The following is a 16,727-nucleotide window of genomic DNA, read 5'->3' on the forward strand; positions in this document are numbered from 1 at the left end:
CCAACCGGACAAGGGGGCCTGATCCCCCGAAACGGGAACGCCGCTCAGTCGTCGACGACGAGGTCCCCACCGGGGACCCGGCCCGCCAGCTCCTTCCAGAATCCCGCCCGGATGGCGTACCGGTCGTGCTCGTCGATCTGGTCGTCCTTGTGCGCGAGCAGCCCGAACCGGGCGGCGTAGCGGAGCAGCTCGCCGTCGACCCGGTGCGGGATGCGCGGGTAGTCGGGCCAGAGCACGGTGAGCCGTTCGACGTCGCCGAGCCGCTCCGTCCAGCGGCGGGCGAACACCTGACCGACCTCGTGCGCGTCGCCGCCGATGGTGGTGATGTCCTCCTCGCGGTCGGCCCAGCGCTGCTCGGCGGTGGTCAGCTGGGCGAGGGTGGGCAGGCCGTCCCCGGCGGTGACGGCCGGCTCGACGGCGGGCCGCTCGACCCAGCCCCGGTCGGAGGACCAGCGCAGCACCGGGCCGGTGGGGTGGGCCGCCGTCGCGGGCTGGGGGGCGGTGGTGCGCCCGGCGAGGTCCTTGGGCGTCGGGACGACCTTCAGCGCGGTGGCCGTCCCGTTGGAGCGCCCGTTCGCGACCGGTACCTCGACGGGCCCGGGCACGGCGGCGGGCCGGACCGCGGACGCCACCGCCGCGGGCGGGGCGGCCAGGATCTTGGCGATCTCGTGCCGCGACCCGGGGGCGGGGAAGCCGGTGGAGGTGTCGCGCAGGCTGAACGAGCCCTCGATCCACTCCCGGTCGAGCACCCGCCGCTCGTCGGCCTCGCCGACCAGGTCCTCGGACTGGTTGAAGTCGCCGTCGGCGGCCTGCAGCGCCCACAGGTGGACGACCACGCCGTGCTCCTTGGCGGACATCATGCCGGGCAACAGGTCCCCGTCGCCGGTGATCAGCACGACGTCGGCACAGGCCCGGTTGCGGGCGAGTTCGGAGAGCTCGGCGTGCATCGCGGCGTCCACGCCCTTCTGCACCCAGCGGCCCTCGGCCCGGGTGAGGGCGCCGAGCCGGACGGTGACCCGCGGCAGGACCCTGAGCCGGCGGTGCTCGGGCATCGGGCGGCGGTCCGGGGCGGCGTCGAACCAGTAGATCCGCAGCAGCGGCAGCCCGGTCTCGGCCTCGGCGCGCTCGCGCAGGGCGGTGATGAGCGCGGTGTGGTCGACACTGACCCGGGAGCGGGACGGGTCACCGGCGAGCAGGCTGGCGGCGGCACCCAGCAGGTAACCGGCGTCCACCAGGACGACACAGCGGTCCATCGCGCACCTCTTCTCGCTCGCCCTCGGGATCCGGCGTCGCCGGTCGCGGCGCTGCCGGGTGGGCGCGGTCCGCCCGGCGCTCGGGCCCGGTGGGGTGAGGGGGGCCCGCGGCCGCCCGATCGTTGGGTCACCTTTACCCCTGGTTCGCCGACCGAATCTCGGCGGATGTCGCGGTCCGGCAACAGCCGGCGGCGGTGTACCGGGGCCCGGGCGGCGGTGGGCGCGCCCCGGCTCGCACCGGGGAACGCGAAGCGGGCCCCGTCCGAAGACGGGGCCCGCCGGGTGCGACCGCGCGCTCAGCCCTTGAGCTCGGCGGCGACCAGTTCGGCCAGCTGGACGGCGTTGAGCGCGGCGCCCTTGCGCAGGTTGTCGTTGGAGACGAACAGCGACAGACCGTTCTCCACCGTCTCGTCGACGCGGATCCGGCCGACGAAGCTCGGGTCCCGGCCGGCGGCCTGGAGCGGGGTGGGGATCTCGCTCAGCTCGACGCCGGGGGCGCCGGCGAGCAGCTCGACCGCGCGCTCCGGGCTGATCGGGCGCTCGAAGCGGGCGTTGATCTGCAGCGAGTGGCCGGAGAAGACCGGGACGCGCACGCAGGTGCCGGCCACCTTCAGCTCGGGGATGCCGAGGATCTTGCGGCTCTCGTGGCGGAGCTTCTGCTCCTCGTCGGTCTCGTTGGAGCCGTCGTCGACGATGGAGCCGGCCAGCGGCAGCACGTTGAAGGCGATCGGGCGCTTGTAGACCTTGGGCTCGGGGAACTCGACCGCGGCGCCGTCGTGGGCGAGCGCCGAGGCGCCGTCGACGACCTTGGCGGCCTGGTCCTGGAGCTCGGCCACACCGGCCACGCCGCTGCCCGAGACGGCCTGGTAGGTGGAGACGACCAGCGCGGCGAGGCCGGCCTCGTCGTGCAGCGGGCGCAGCACCGGCATGGCGGCCATGGTGGTGCAGTTCGGGTTGGCGATGATGCCCTTGGGGCGGTTCGCGATGGCGTCGGGGTTGACCTCGGAGACGACCAGCGGGACGTCGGGGTCACGGCGCCAGGCCGAGGAGTTGTCGATCACGACGGCGCCGGCCGCGGCCGCCTTGGGGGCGAGGGCCTTGGAGGTGGAGCCGCCCGCCGAGAAGATCACGATGTCCAGGCCGGTGTAGTCGGCCGTGACCGCGTCCTCGACGGTGATCTCGGTGCCCTGCCAGGGCAGCGTGCGCCCGGCCGAACGGGCCGAGGCGAACAGCCGCAGCTGCTCCACCGGGCCCACTCCTCCGGGGAGTCCTGCGCGCTCCGCCAGGATCTCGCGGACCACGCCGCCGACCTGGCCGGTGGCCCCGACAATGCCGATCTTCATTCCGACTACTCCTCTTGATGTCGCTGGTCACAGCCGCACTCCGCCCATCATGCCTTGTCACCGGAGCGGGGCGACCGGGTATTCCACGGTGTGAGAGTCAGTGATCCAGACCACTGGCCAGTTCGAGCGCCCGCGCCACCTCCGCCGGGCCCGCCGGCAGCAGCGGCAGCCGGACGTCCGGGGTGGGAATCCGGCCCTGCGCGTGCAGCACGCCCTTGACCACGGCGGGGTTGGGCGCGGCGAAGGCGGCCAGCGTCAGCGCGGTGAGCCGGTGGCCCAGGGCGCGGGCCCGCGGCACGTCCCCACACTCCCAGGCGGCGGCCAGCTCGACGAACCGGGCGGTGGCCAGGTGGGCCGAGGCCAGGATGCCGCCGGCGGCGCCGAGCGCCAGCATCGGCGCGAGGAAGGCGTCCTCGCCGGTCAGGACGGCGAACCCGGCGGGCGGGTCGGCCAGCAGCTCCACGGCGTCCTGGTCCAGTCCGCCGGTCGCGTACTTGACGCCCACCACGCCCGGCAGGGCGGCCAGTTCACGCAGCACCCCGGCCGTCAGCGACTGCCCGGTCCGGTACGGGATGTGGTACACGACCAGCGGCACCGGGCTCGCCGCCGCCAGCGCCCGGAAGTGCGCGACCGTACCGGCCTCGCCCGGGCGCACGAAGGACGGCACGGTGACCAGCGCGGCCGCCACCCCCGGCACCCGCCCGACCCCGGCCAGCTCCTCGGCGGCCGCCCCGGTGCCGGCCCCGCCCACGCCGACCACCAGCTGGGCGCCGCGGTCGGCGCAGACGGCCGCGCAGACCTCGGTCACCGCGCGCCGCTCGTCCGCGCCCAGGGTGGCCGGCTCGCCGGTGGTGCCGAGGGCGACCAGCCCGGCCGCGCCGCCGTCCAGCACCGAACCGGCCAGCTTCTCCAGCGCGTCCAGCGCCACCGAGCCGTCGGCGGCGAACGGGGTGACCAGCGGGACGTAGATGCCCTTGAGGACCGTGTGTTCCATGCCCACGATCCTGTGCCCCGCGATCCCGCAGGTCCAGTTCACAGATGTGACGCTTCTCGTAAGCTGAGCCGATGCTCGATGTCCGACGCCTGCGCCTGTTGCGCGAACTCGCCCACCTCGGCACCATCGCCGCCGTCGCCGAGGCGCTCTCGTTCAGCCCTTCGGCGGTGTCCCAACAGCTGTCCGTCCTGGAGAAGGAGGCCGGTGTCCCGCTGCTGGAACGCACCGGGCGCCGGGTCGCGCTGACGCCGGCCGCGCTGGGGCTGGTCCGGCACGCCGAGGCGGTGCTGGCCCGGCTGGAACAGGCCGACGCCGAACTCGCCCACGCCAGACAGGGGTTGGCCGGGCCGCTGCGGATCGGCAGCTACCCCTCGGCGGCCCGGGCGGTGATCCCGGCGGTGCTCGCCGAACTGTCCGGCTGGCACCCGGACCTGGAGCCGATGGTCACCGAGGTGGACCCGGCGGCCGTGGCGGCGGCGCTGCGCGCGGGCGAGCTGGACGTGGCGCTGGTGCACGAGTACGACCTCGTGCCGGCCGATCCGGAGCCGGGCCTGGCGGTGACCCGCCCGGTGTTCACCGAGCCGATGTACCTGGCGGCCCGGGCCGCCGGCACCGTCGCCGGGCAGCGCGACGCGCCGTGGATCATGTCCCCGCGGGGCACGCTCTGCCACAGCATGGCCGTCCGGGCCTGCGAGAGCGCCGGTTTCGCCCCCCGCGTCCGGCACCAGATCGACGACTTCGCCACCGTGCTGGCCCTGGTGGCGGCCGGCCAGGGGGTGGCGCTGGTCCCGCAGCTGGGCACCGTGCGGACCCCGCCCGGTGTCGTCCTCACCCGGCTGCCGATGTACCGGCGCACCCGCGCCGCCTTCCGCGCGGGCGCGGGCTCGCACCCCGCGATCTCGGCCTTCGTCTCGGCCCTGCACACCGCCGTGCCGCCCGGCCTCGGCGGCACGGCGGCCTGAGCCGTGCGACCACCCGGGGCGCACGGCCCGGGCCGTGCGCCCCACGCCCGGGAGCCGGGGCCGGTCTCAGTTCGCCAGGCAGCTCGGACCGAGCAGCTGCTTGAGGTCCCCGAACAGCGCCGGGTCGGACTTCACCCGGTGCCGGTCCAGCCGCAGCACCGTGGTGCTGTGATCGCGCCGGAGGTGGACGTGCACCTCGGTACTGCCCTTGTGGTGGGCCAGCACCTCGCCGAGCCGGGTCACCACCGCCGGGTTGAGCCGGCTCTCCGCGATGGTGAGGGTGATCGGCAGCTGGGCCGCGACGTTCGTCAGGTCCGGCACGGCCAGCTCCATGCCCATCAGCCGCGGCACGTCCTCCCGCCTGTCGAGCTTGCCGCGGACGAACACCACGGAGTCCTCGACGAGTTGGGAGGCGACCAGCTGGTAGCTGGCGGGGAAGAACATGCAGTCGATCGAGCCGGCCAGGTCCTCGACGGTGGCGATCGCCCAGGCGTTGCCCTGCTTGGTCATCTTCCGCTGGAGCCCCGAGATGATGCCGCCGACGGTGACGATGGCACCGTCCGGCCGCTCCGCGAGGTCGGCCACCGCGCAGTCCGCCTTGTCGGCGAGCAGGTGCTCGATGCCGTGCAGCGGGTGCGAGGAGACGTAGAGGCCGAGCATCTCCCGCTCCTGGGTGAGCAGGAAGGCCTTGTCCCACTCCTCCTCGGAGAAGACCACGTCCAGGCCGAAGCTCGGCTCCTCGCTGCCCGTGTCGCCACCGCTCTGCCCGATCTCAGCGGAGCTGAAGAGGTCGAACTGGCCCTCGGCCTGCTTGCGCTTGACCCCGACGACGTTGTCGATCATCGGCTCGAACTGCGCGGTCAGCCCCTTGCGGGTGTGCCCGAGCGAGTCGAACGCGCCCGCCTTGATGAGGGATTCGACGGTCCGCTTGTTGCAGACCACCGACTCCACCTTCTCCAGGAAGTCGGGGAAGGCGGTGAACTTCCCCTTCGCCTTCCGGGTGCGGATCATCGACTCCACCACCGGCCCGCCGACGTTGCGGATCGCGGTGAGGCCGAACCGGACGAGGGTGTCCCCGTGCGGGGTGAAGTCGGAGTCCGACTCGTTGACGTCCGGCGGGAGCACCTGGATGCCCATCTTGCGGCACTCGTTGAGGTAGACCGCCGACTTGTCCTTGTCGTCCTTGACCGACGTCAGCAGCCCGGACATGTACTCGGCCGGGTAGTTGGCCTTGAGGTACGCCGTCCAGTACGAGACCAGCCCGTACCCGGCGGTGTGCGCCTTGTTGAACGCGTAGCCGGAGAAGGGGACGAGGACGTCCCACACCGCCTGGATCGCCGCGTCCGAGTAGCCGTGCTCGCGGCAGCCCCGCCGGAACGGGACGAACTCGGCCTCCAGGATCTCCTTCTTCTTCTTGCCCATGGCCCGGCGCAGCAGGTCGGCCTGGCCGAGCGAGTAGCCGGCCAGGATCTGCGCGGCCTTCTGCACCTGCTCCTGGTAGACGATCAGGCCGTACGTCGGCTTGAGGATCTCCGCCAGGGGCTCGGCCAGCTCCGGGTGGATCGGGGTGATCTCCTGCTGGCCGTTCTTGCGCAGCGCGTAGTTGGTGTGCGAGTTGACGCCCATCGGACCCGGCCGGTACAGCGCGAGGACGGCGGAGATGTCCTCGAAGTTGTCGGGCTTCATCAGGCGCAGCAGTGACCGCATCGGCCCGCCGTCGAGCTGGAAGACGCCGAGCGTGTCGCCGCGGGCCAGCAGTTCGTAGGTGGGCTTGTCGTCCAGGGGCAGATCGAGCAGGTTGATCGTGACGCCCTTGTTCCGCTCGATCGCCTTGACGGCGTCGTCCATGATCGTCAGGTTGCGCAGGCCGAGGAAGTCCATCTTGAGAAGGCCGAGGCCCTCGCAGGTGGGGTAGTCGAACTGGGTGATGGTGACGCCGTCGGTGTGCCGGGTCCAGACCGGGACGTGGTCGGTGAGCGGCTCGGAGGACATGATGACGCCGGCCGCGTGCACACCGGGCTGGCGGATCAGGCCCTCGATGCCGCGCGCGGTGTCGATCACCTTGCGGACGTCCGGGTCGTTCTCGTACAGCCCGCGGATCTCGCCGGCCTCGCCGTAGCGCGGGTGCGCGGAGTCCGTGATGCCGGAGAGCGGGATGCCCTTGCCCATGACGTCCGGCGGCATCGCCTTGGTGATCCGGTCGCCCATCGCGTAGGGGTAGCCGAGGACGCGCGAGGAGTCCTTGATGGCGGCCTTCGCCTTGATCGTGCCGTAGGTGACGATCATGGCGACCTTGTCGGAGCCCCACTTCTCCGTCACGTACCGGATCACGTCGCCGCGCCGGCGCTCGTCGAAGTCGATGTCGACGTCGGGCATCGAGACGCGCTCGGGGTTGAGGAAGCGCTCGAAGATCAGGCCGTGCGGGATCGGGTCGAGGTCGGTGATGCCCATCGCGTAGGCGACCAGCGAGCCGGCCGCCGAGCCGCGGCCGGGGCCCACCGCGATGCCCTGGCTCTTCGCCCACATGATGAAGTCGGCGACCACCAGGAAGTACGCCGGGAACCCCATCTGGACGATGGTGTCCATCTCGTACTCGGCGAGCCGGCGGTGCTCGTCGTCGTAGCCGCCCGGGAACCGCCGGTCCATGCCCTTCCACACCTCGGCCCGGAAGAACTCCGCCTCGGACTCGAAGCCCGCCGGGATGGGGAAGCGCGGCATCAGGTTCTTGAACTCGAACATGCCCTCGGTGTCGACCCGGGAGGCGACCAGCAGCTGACTGTTGCGGCAGCCCTCCTGCCAGGCGTCCGAGGAGTCCAGCGCGTACATCTCGGCGGCCGACTTGATGTAGTAGCCGGTGCCGTCGAAGCGGAAGCGGTCCGGGTCCGAGAGGTTCTTGCCGGTCTGGACGCAGAGCAGCAGGTCGTGGGCGCCGGCGTCCGCCTCGGTGGTGTAGTGCGAGTCGTTGGTGACCACCGGCGGGATGTTCAGCTTCCGGCCGATCTCCAGCAACCCGTCGCGGACCCGCTTCTCGATGTCCAGGCCGTGGTCCATCAGCTCCAGGAAGTAGTTCTCCCGGCCGAGGATCTCCTGGTAGTCGGCGGCGGACCTCAGCGCCTCGTCGAACTGGCCGAGCCGCAGCCGGGTCTGCACCTCGCCGGAGGGGCAGCCGGTGGTGGCCATCAGGCCGGCCGCGTGCTCGGCGATGATCTCCTTGTCCATCCGGGGCCACTTCACCAGCCAGCCCTCGGCGTAGGAGCGCGAGGTCAGCTTGAAGAGGTTGTGCAGGCCCTGCTTGTTCCGGGCCCAGATGGTCTTGTGGGTGTAGGCGCCGGACGCCGAGACGTCGTCCCGCTTCTGGTGCGGCTGGCCCCAGAGGACGCGCTTGGTGTTGGTGCGCGCCTCCGGCGCGACGTACGCCTCGATGCCGATCACCGGGGTGATCCCGGCCGCGACGGCCTGCTTGTGGAACTCGGCCGCGCCGTACATGTTGCCGTGGTCGGTCATCGCGACATGGGTCTGGCCCAGCCGCTCGACCTCCTTGAAGAGCTGCTTCAGCCGGGCGGCCCCGTCCAGCATCGAGTACTCGGTGTGGACGTGCAGATGCGCGTACGGCTGGTCGCTCAAGGCGGGGCCTCCGGAGGCTGGTGCTGGCTGGCTGGCCGGCGAACGCGCAGGTCACAGCGGTGCCTGGAAACATAGGAGGCCCGAGCCGCTTCATCAGGGGCCCGGACCGGCTCTCACGCGTTCACGCCCCTACTCTAGCTCTGGCCCCAGCCGCCCCAAGTCGCCGACCACGCCGCAAAGGACTCCCCATGTCCCACCCGCAAGCCACCGCCGACCACCGCGCCGAGACCGTCCTGAGCGTCTTCGACACGGCCTTCGGCGACCTGCTCGCCAAGGACCCGGCGGCGTTCCGGGTGAAGTTCCGCAAGATGGCCGCCTCCGCCTTCGCCTTCTACCGGGGCACCGCCGGGCTCTACTACGCGGACCTCGCCGAGGGCCCGTTCGCCGGCTACGGCGCCGCCTTCCTGGACGAGCGCACCAGCCGGGTCTGGATACACGGCGACCTGCACGCCGAGAACTTCGGCACCTACCTGAACGCCGAGGGCCGCCTGGTCTTCAACGTCAACGACTTCGACGAGGCCTACGTCGGCGCCTTCACCTGGGACGTCCAGCGCCTCGCCGCCTCGCTGGCCCTGATCGGCTACGCCAAGGCGCTGTCCGACGGGACGATCACCCGGCTGGTCACCGCCTTCGCCGAGGCCTACCGGGCCCAGATCTCCGCCCACGTCTCCTCCGGCGACGCCGACCCCGTCACCCTGGACACCGCCACCGGCCCGGTCCTGGACACCCTGCGCCGGGCCCGGCTGCGGACCCGGGTCGCGCTGCTGGACGCGGAGACCGTCGTCGAGGGGTACGAACGCCGCTTCCGCACCGGCGGCGGCGCGATCCAGCTGGACGAGCCGACCCGGGCCGAGGTGCTGGAGGCCTTCGCGGCCTACCTCACCACGCTGCCGCCGGCCTCCCGCACCCGCCCGGAGTCGCTGCGGGTCAAGGACGTCGTCGGCCGCCGAGGCATCGGGATCGGCAGTGCCGGCCTGCCCTCCTACAACGTGCTGCTGGAGGGGCACACCGACGCGCTGGAGAACGACGTGATCATCTACCTGAAGCAGGGCCAGTCACCCGCCGTCGCCCGGCACGTCACCGACCCGGCGATCGCCGGGTACTTCGAGCACGAGGGCCACCGCACCGTCATCTCGCAGCGCGCCCTCCAGGCCCACAGCGACCCGTGGCTCGGCTACACGACGCTGCGCGGGCGCGGCCAGCTGGTCGCCGAGGTGTCGCCGTACGCCACCGACCTCGACTGGACCGACCTCAACGAGCCGGCCGACCTGCTCGCCGTCACCGAGTACCTCGGCCGGGCCACCGCCACCATGCACGCCGCCGCCGACGAGTCCTCCAGCGGCCACACCCTGGTGCCCTTCTCCACCGAGCACGCCATCGACGAGGCGATCTCCCGCGACGAGGCCGGCTTCACCGCGACGCTGGTCGACTTCGCCCACGCCTACGGCGCCCGGGCCCGCCAGGACCACCAGCTCTTCGTCGACCTCTACCGCAACGGCCGCATCCCCGGCCTGTAGGGCCCTACCCGGTCAGGGCCGCCAGCCGCGCCCCGGCGGCGGCCCCGACCGCCGGCTCCTCCATCGCGTCGTCCCGCAGGTACGCCAGCCGCTCCCGGAGGTCCGGCCCGTCCGGCGCGTGCGCGATCCCCAGCAGCCGGGCGTCCTCCTCGCAGTCCCAGAGGCACTCCCCGTACACCGCGTCCAGGCCCGTCGGGTCGACGGAGGCCAGCGCCTCCAGATAGCCGGCCCGCTCGGACGAGTGCGGCGTCCACAGCCAGAACCGCCGCAGCAGCGAGGCGGCCTCACGGGCCTCCGGCCCGAACCGCGCCAGCCCGCGCGCCGTCCGCGCGGGCCCGCACCAGGTCCGCGCCACCCAGTCCCGCTCCAGCGAGGCGACCAGCTCCGCCACCTCCGCCCGCTCCTCCGGATCGTCCGGGCGCCCGCCCGCCCGGGCCGGACAGCCCGCACCGGCAGGCGCCGACCCGGCCCCGACCGCCGGGGTGTGCCCGGCCGGCGCCGACCCGCCGAGGGCCAGCAGACCCAGGACGCGGGCGGCCCGCCCGGAGGCCTCCCCGCCCCCGTCGAGCAGGTCCGTCAGCGGCTCCGGCGACAGCTCCAGGTCCCGGACGAGCCGGGCCAGGTAACGGGCCCGGCCGTCGGCCCGGCGGTCCCACCGCCAGTCCCACCGGACGCACCCGTAGACCAGCGCGGCGGCGGCCGACGGGTCCTCCGCCGCCATCCGGGCGCCCAGGCCGCGGCCGCGCTGCAGCAGTCCCGGCAGCGTCGCCGCCGGCGCGTACGCGTCCGCGCGCACGGTCGTCATGCCCGTCCTCCTCCGGAACCGCCCCGCACGGGCCGCCTCAGGCCGCCGACTCGTCCAGCTCGGCCAGGAAGTCCAGGGCCACCGCCCAGGTCCGCTCGGCCGCCTCGGCGTCGTAGTCCGGCAGCTCCGGGTCGGTGAACACGTGGCCCGCACCCCGGTAGCGGTGCACCTCCACGTCCGCGCCGGCCTTGCGCAGGCCCAGGTACCAGGCGTTCAACCAGTCCTCCGGCTCGAACGGGTCCGGTTCGGCGATGTGCAGCTGCACCGGGATCGAGGTGGCCGCGTCCTCGCGGATGTCGGAGGTGCCGTGCAGCAGGAGCAGGCCGAGGGCCTTCTCGTCGGCCAGGGCGAGGTTCTGGGCGAGCGAGCCGCCGAGCGAGAAGCCGGCGTAGACGAGCGCGGCTCCGGAGCCCAGCAGCGGGGCGGCGGCGCCGACGGCCCGGCGCAGCAGTTCGTCGCTGCCGAGCTCCTCCTTGTACGCCATGCCCTCCTCGACGTCGTCGAAGGTCTTCCCGTCGAACAGGTCGGGGGTGTGCACGGTGTGCCCGGCGGCCCGCAGCCGGTCGGCCGCGGCGTGGACGGCCGGCCGCGGTCCGTAGACGGAGTGGAGGAGCAGGATCTGGGCCACGGTGGGACTTCCTTGCAGCGGTGGTCGGGGTGTCCCCATCATCGCTCATGGCCGCGGGGTGGCCGCGCGCACCCGCACCGGTGGCGGGACGTCACGCGCCGGTGAATCGGCGACAAACAGTCAGTTCGACATATGGAACGCATCATTACCGCCCGGTAGCCTGTCCGCCGTGACTGACCTTGTCGATGACATGACCGCCGCCCGCCCGCGCCGTCGCCAGGTGCTGAAGGCCACCGCGATAGCGGCCGGCGCCGCCGCCCTGCCGCTCGCACTCGGTACCGCGGCCTCGGCCGCGACCGCCCCCCGGTTCCTCCACGGCGTCGCCTCCGGCGACCCGCTCCCCGACGGCATCCTGCTCTGGACCAGGGTCACCCCGACCCCCGACGCCGTCCCCGGCTCCGCCACCGGCCCCGACACCGAGGTCCGCTGGGAGCTCGCCACCGACAAGGGCTTCACCCGGATCGCGGCGAGCGGCACGGTGACCGCCACCGCCGCCTCCGACCACACCGTCAAGGCCGACGTCCGCGGCCTGACCCCGGACACCCTCTACTGGTACCGGTTCACCGCCGGCACCGCCGTCTCCCCGGTCGGCCGCACCCACACCACCCCGGCCGCCGACGCCGCCCTCGCCCGTCTGCGGCTCGGCGTCGCGTCCTGCGCCAACTGGGAGGCCGGCTACTTCTCCGCCTACCGCCACCTCGCCGCCCGCGGCGACCTGGACGCCTTCCTCTTCCTCGGCGACTACATCTACGAGTACAAGACCGGCGAGTTCTGCGCCCGCGGCACGGTCGTGCGTCCGCACGCCCCCACCCACGAGATCCTCACCCTGGCCGACTACCGCACCCGGCACGGCCGCTACAAGACCGACGAGGACCTCCAGGGGCTGCACGCGCAGGTCCCGACCATCGCGATCTGGGACGACCACGAGTTCGCCAACGACGCCTGGTCCGGCGGCGCCGAGAACCACACCCCCGGCACCGAGGGCGACTGGGCCGACCGGATGGCCGCCGCCAAGCAGGCCTACTTCGAGTGGATGCCGGTCCGTCCGTCGATCGCCGGCACCACCTACCGCCGGCTGCGCTACGGCAAGCTCGCCGACCTCCACCTGATGGACCAGCGCTCGTTCCGCTCGGAGCAGGTCAAGGTCGGCAACGGCGAGGTCGACTCGGCCGACCGCAGCATCACCGGTCGGGCCCAGATGGACTGGCTGAAGGCCGGGCTCTCCGCCTCCGACACCACCTGGCGGCTGATCGGCAACGAGGTGATGATCTCCCCCGTCGCCTTCTTCTCGCTGCCGGACTACCTGCTGCGCCCGCTGGCCAAGCTGCTCGGCCTGCCCGGCGAGGGCCTCGCGGTCAACACCGACCAGTGGGACGGCTACACCCACGACCGCCGTGAGCTGCTCGGCCACCTCAAGGGCAACGGCATCACCAACACCGTCTTCCTGACCGGGGACATCCACTCCGCCTGGGCGTCGGACGTCCCGAACGAGGCCGCCACCTACCCGCTCTCGGGCAGCGCGGCCACCGAGTTCGTGGTCACCTCGGTGACCTCGGACAACATCGACGACGTCCTCAAGGTCGCCCCGCAGACCCTCTCGCTGGTGGCGGCCGCCGCGATCAAGTCGGCCAACCCGCACGTCAAGTGGGTCGACCTGGACTCGCACGGCTACGGCGTCCTGGACATCACCCCGAGCCAGACGCAGATGGACTACTACGTCCTGTCCGACCGCACCCGCAAGGACGCCACCGCCAAGTGGACGCGGTCCTACCGCACCCGCTCCGGCACCCAGCAGGTCGAGCGGGTCTACTCCCCCGTCAAGTGACCGCCCCCTGAGGGGCGCGCCCCCGGCGCGCCCCTCAGGACACCACGTCCTTGCGGGCGAACCCGCGGAAGGCCAGCGCCAGCAGCACCACCGCGTAGGACAGCGACAGCGAGACCCCCTGCACCATGCCGCCCCACTCCAACTGCGGCTGCAGCGCGTCCGCCCAGGCGTACTGCCAGTGCGCGGGCAGCCATTCGCGCAGGTCGCCGAGGGCGGTGACGGCGTCCAGCACCCCGGTGACGATCGAGGCGAACACCGCCCCGCCGACCGCGCCCAGCGGCGCGTCGGTGGCGGTGGAGAGCCAGAACGCCAACGCCGCGATCACGACCTCGCTCAGGAACACGAACGCCACCGCGAGCGCCAGCCGCGGCAGCGCCTCCCCCGCCGACAGGCTCGCCCCGGCCGGCAGCTTGAGGTCCCCCCAGCCGTACGCGGCGGTGCCGACCAGCAGCCCGATCGCCGGCAGCAGCACCACGGCGGCCGCCGAGAAGGCCAGCCCCACCGCGAACTTGCGGGCCAGCAGCCGGGCCCGGGGCACCGGCGCGGCCAGCAGGTAGCGCAGCGAGGACCAACTCGCCTCCGAGGCCACGGTGTCCCCGCAGAACAGCGCGACCGGGATCACCAGCAGGAAGCCGGTGCCCATGAAGAGCAGGGTGGTCGCGAAGTTCGGGCCGGAGGCGGTGGCCAGCTCGATGAAGCTGGTCCGGTCGGCCCGGCCCGGAGTGCCGCCGATCTGGAACGCCGCCAGGATGACGAACGGCATCGCGGCCAGCACCCCGCCGATCACCAGGGTCCGCCGGCGCCGCAGCTGGCGCATGGCCTCGACCCGCAGCGGCAGCGTCCGCCCGGCCCGGTAGCCGGACGCGTGGTCCGGTGACACAACGGCGCTCACGCCGTACCTCCGATCAGCGACAGGAACGCGTCCTCCAGCCTGCGGTGCGGCCCGGCCCGCTCCACCGGCACCCCCAGCCGCACCAGTTCGGCCAGCAGCCGGCTGGCCGTCATGCCGTCCAGCCGCACCAGCAGCCCGCCCTCGACCGCCTCCACCGAGCCGACTCCGGCCAGCGCGGCCGTCTTGTCGGCGGCCGCCGCCAGTTCGTCCGGCCCGAACGAGGCGGGCGTGCCGATCAGCAACTGCTCGCCCGCGCCGACGATCTCGGCCACGGCGCCGGCGGTGACCAGCCGGCCGCGGTCCATCACCACCAGGTGGGTACAGCTCTGCTCGACCTCCGCCAGCAGGTGGCTGGAGACGATGACGGTCCGCCCGGCGGCGGCGTAGCGCACCATCACCTCGCGCATCTCGCGGATCTGCGGCGGGTCGAGCCCGTTGGTCGGCTCGTCCAGGATCAGCAGGTCCGGCAGTCCGAGCATGGCCTGGGCGATGGCCAGCCGCTGCCGCATGCCCTGCGAGTAGGTGCGCACCGCGCGGTCCAGCGCCTCGCCGAGGCCGGCGATGGCGAGCGCCTCCGCCAGGTGCGCGTCCTCCTCCGGGCGGCCGGTGGCCTGCCAGTACGACCGCAGGTTGGCCCGGCCGCTGAGGTGCGGCAGGAACCCGGCGCCCTCGACGAAGGCGCCGACCCGGGAGAGCACCGGCGCACCGGGGCGCACCAGGTGGCCGAAGATCCTGATCTCCCCGGCGTCGGGCCGGATCAGGCCCATCAGCATCCGCAGGGTGGTGGTCTTGCCCGCGCCGTTGGGACCGAGCAGCCCGAGCACCTGGCCCTGTTCCACCCGGAAGCCCACGTCCCGGACGGCGTACCGGTCGGCTGCGCCCTGGTAGCGCTTGCCGAGCCCGGTGATCTGCAGCGGTACCCCGGCCAGCGCCGGGTCGTAGAGCGGTCCGCGGCCGGCCCGCCCTCGGCGGCGCAGTCGCGGCAGCAGCAGCAGCGCGGCCGCCACCGCGACGGCGACCAGCGGCAGCGCCCAGGTCCGGGCGGGCAGCGGCGCGGCCTCGGTGACCAGCTCCTCGACGGTCGGCACGGTGAGCGGACCGGCCAGGGCCGCCCGGTAGGTGGCCGGCTCGGCCGGTGAGGCGTACGCCAGGTCGGTGGCGGCGAGCACCAGCCGCAGCCGGTGCCCGGCGGCGAAGGTGTGGTCCACCGCGGGCAGCGCCACCGTGACGGTCCTCCCGTCGGGGGTGTCCGCGCCGGTCACCCTGAGCGGGGCGGACAACTGCTGCGGCAGGCTCTGCTTGCCGTCCGGCGCGACGTCGTACAGCTTGGCGAACAGCACCGCGTCCGGCCGGTCGGCCCGGACCGTCACCGGGACGGTCGACTGCCCGGTGAGGTGCAGTTCCCGGTCCAGCGGGGCCGAGTCGAAGCCGGCGTACTGTCCGGGGAAGTCGAGCGAGAGTCCGGCCCCGAGCGCGGCCGCCTGACTGAGCGCCCCGATGCCGGGCAGCGCGGAGATGTTGGGCGGAGCGCCGCCGGGCGGGTTGGCGAAGGTCTGCTCGGCGCCCGCCGCGCCGCCGGTCAGCTCCAGCTGCCGTGCGCCGGTGCCCGCCAGGCCCGGGTAGGCGTCGGCGGAGGCGCCGCGCAGCACGGCCTGGAACCCGGTGGTGTCCACCCCGCCGGTGCGGGTGACCCGGAACGCCGGACCGGTGCCACCGTCCGCCGCGGCCGCGGCCGCACCGGTCGGGGCCCCGGTGCCGGGCGCCTTGAGGAACCGGTCGAACCAGGCCCCGACCCGGTCGTCCACCCGGGCGCTGGTGTCGGTGCCGCCGTCGTGGCCGCCGGCGAACCAGTCCACCGCGACCGGCGCGCCGTTGGACGCGACCGCCCGGGCGATCGCGTCCCCCTGGTCGAGCGGGAACAGCGAGTCCTGCTGGCCCTGGACGACCAGAGTCGGTGCCTTGAGCCGCCCCGCCACCGAGGACGGACTGGAGCGCTCCAGCAGGGCCACGGCCTCCGGATCGGCGTGACCGGCGGTCGCGACCCGGTCGTACATCCGGCAGAGCTCGTCCAGGAAGCGGCCGCAGCCGACCGCCGCGTCCGCCGACCCGCCCGGGGCCTGTGCCGGCCCGGTACCGCCGCGCGGTGCCTCGCCCGAGGGGCCGAGGTCCCCCGCTGACCCGGTGGTGAAGAAGATGCCGGCCCAGAGCTTCTTGAACACGCCGTCCACCGCGCCGGAGCCCCGCACGCCCTGCGGGAACAGCGCGTCGGCCAGGTTCCACCAGGTGATCTGGCTGGCCACGGCGTCGATCCGGCTGTCGTACGCGGAGCCGAGCAGCGCGACCGCCCCGCCGTAGGAGGCGCCGGTGATGCCGACCCGCGGGTCGCCCGGCCCGTCCAGTCGCACCTCGGGCCGCTGGGCCAGCCAGTCGACCAGGTGCCGGACGTCCTCGACCTCGCGGTCCGGCGCGTTGAGGCCGATCCGGCCGCCGGAGTGGCCGAAGCCGCGGGCCGACCAGGTCAGCACCGCGTAGCCCTGCCGGGCGAGCTGCCGGGCACGCTCCAGCTCGCCCTCCTTGGAGCCGCCGAAGCCGTGGGCGAGCAGGACCGCCGGGCGCGGACCGGCCCCGGTGGTGAAGAACGAGGTGTCCAGCTGGACCTGTGCGGTACTACCGGGGGTCTCCGGCATGCCGAGAAAACGATCCTCCTGCCGGACCGTCGCGTCGCCGCCCCCCGTCACGGCCACCGCCGTACCGACCCCGACCACCGCCAGCAGGGCCACCGCGCCGGCCAGTACCCTGCGTCCGGCCGTCGCCTTCCGGCCGCGCCACCGGCGCCACGCCCCACCGAGCTTCATGGTCGGTGATCGTATCCGCCGCACCGGTA

Annotated in this window: 11 protein-coding genes; 3 read left to right on the forward strand and 8 right to left on the reverse strand. The window is 73.5% G+C overall.

Annotation, left to right across the window (positions count from 1 at the left end; genetic code table 11):
• Positions 1–44: 44 nt before the first annotated feature.
• The 3 genes from ACFXHB_RS10955 to ACFXHB_RS10965 all read right to left on the reverse strand — a co-directional run bounded on the left by ACFXHB_RS10955 (position 45) and on the right by ACFXHB_RS10965 (position 3,590).
• On the reverse strand, positions 45–1,253 hold the full coding sequence (locus ACFXHB_RS10955; RefSeq protein WP_380573635.1) for an NYN domain-containing protein: 1,209 nt from the start codon (positions 1,251–1,253) through the stop codon (positions 45–47).
• A gap of 296 nt (positions 1,254–1,549) precedes the next feature.
• The gene (locus ACFXHB_RS10960) at positions 1,550–2,596 is read right to left on the reverse strand and encodes an aspartate-semialdehyde dehydrogenase (protein WP_380573636.1); all 1,047 of its coding nucleotides are present in this window, start codon (positions 2,594–2,596) and stop codon (positions 1,550–1,552) included.
• Between the two features lie 97 nt (positions 2,597–2,693).
• On the reverse strand, positions 2,694–3,590 hold the full coding sequence (locus ACFXHB_RS10965; RefSeq protein WP_380573637.1) for a dihydrodipicolinate synthase family protein: 897 nt from the start codon (positions 3,588–3,590) through the stop codon (positions 2,694–2,696).
• A 71-nt stretch (positions 3,591–3,661) separates the two neighbouring features.
• Here ACFXHB_RS10965 and ACFXHB_RS10970 point away from each other — a divergent pair, with 71 nt between their 5' ends.
• Positions 3,662–4,552 (forward strand): LysR substrate-binding domain-containing protein, encoded by an 891-nt coding sequence (locus ACFXHB_RS10970; protein WP_380573638.1) that lies wholly within the window; start codon positions 3,662–3,664, stop codon positions 4,550–4,552.
• Positions 4,553–4,618: 66 nt separating this feature from the next.
• Here the strand turns inward: ACFXHB_RS10970 and dnaE are convergent, their stop codons facing one another.
• Positions 4,619–8,176, reverse strand: a complete 3,558-nt coding sequence (gene dnaE, locus ACFXHB_RS10975) for a DNA polymerase III subunit alpha (protein WP_380573639.1) — start codon at positions 8,174–8,176, stop codon at positions 4,619–4,621.
• 188 nt (positions 8,177–8,364) lie between these two features.
• On the opposite strand from dnaE, the gene ACFXHB_RS10980 reads away from it, so the two are divergent.
• Positions 8,365–9,693 (forward strand): DUF2252 domain-containing protein, encoded by a 1,329-nt coding sequence (locus ACFXHB_RS10980; RefSeq protein ID WP_380573640.1) that lies wholly within the window; start codon positions 8,365–8,367, stop codon positions 9,691–9,693.
• A 4-nt stretch (positions 9,694–9,697) separates the two neighbouring features.
• Here the strand turns inward: ACFXHB_RS10980 and ACFXHB_RS10985 are convergent, their stop codons facing one another.
• Both ACFXHB_RS10985 and ACFXHB_RS10990 read right to left on the reverse strand, forming a co-directional pair.
• A complete protein-coding gene (locus ACFXHB_RS10985) occupies positions 9,698–10,498 on the reverse strand; it encodes a hypothetical protein (RefSeq protein WP_380573641.1) in 801 nt (266 codons plus the stop codon).
• A gap of 37 nt (positions 10,499–10,535) precedes the next feature.
• Positions 10,536–11,165 carry a dienelactone hydrolase family protein gene (locus ACFXHB_RS10990; RefSeq protein ID WP_380573642.1) on the reverse strand — a complete coding sequence of 210 codons (630 nt, stop codon included), beginning with the start codon at positions 11,163–11,165 and terminating at the stop codon, positions 10,536–10,538.
• A 151-nt stretch (positions 11,166–11,316) separates the two neighbouring features.
• Between ACFXHB_RS10990 and ACFXHB_RS10995 the strand changes: the two genes are divergently transcribed.
• Positions 11,317–12,951, forward strand: a complete 1,635-nt coding sequence (locus ACFXHB_RS10995) for an alkaline phosphatase D family protein (RefSeq protein ID WP_380573725.1) — start codon at positions 11,317–11,319, stop codon at positions 12,949–12,951.
• A 34-nt stretch (positions 12,952–12,985) separates the two neighbouring features.
• Here ACFXHB_RS10995 and ACFXHB_RS11000 read toward each other — a convergent pair whose 3' ends face one another.
• Together ACFXHB_RS11000 and ACFXHB_RS11005 are read right to left on the reverse strand one after the other, a co-directional pair.
• Positions 12,986–13,843, reverse strand: coding sequence for an ABC transporter permease (locus ACFXHB_RS11000; RefSeq protein ID WP_380573643.1), 858 nt, complete (start codon positions 13,841–13,843; stop codon positions 12,986–12,988).
• Positions 13,840–16,698, reverse strand: coding sequence for an alpha/beta fold hydrolase (locus tag ACFXHB_RS11005; protein ID WP_380573644.1), 2,859 nt, complete (start codon positions 16,696–16,698; stop codon positions 13,840–13,842). Before ACFXHB_RS11005 ends, ACFXHB_RS11000 begins: the two co-directional genes overlap by 4 nt.
• Positions 16,699–16,727 lie beyond the last annotated feature (29 nt).

The organism is Kitasatospora sp. NPDC059327, from assembly GCF_042752535.1.
Classification (GTDB): Bacteria; Actinomycetota; Actinomycetes; order Streptomycetales; family Streptomycetaceae; genus Kitasatospora.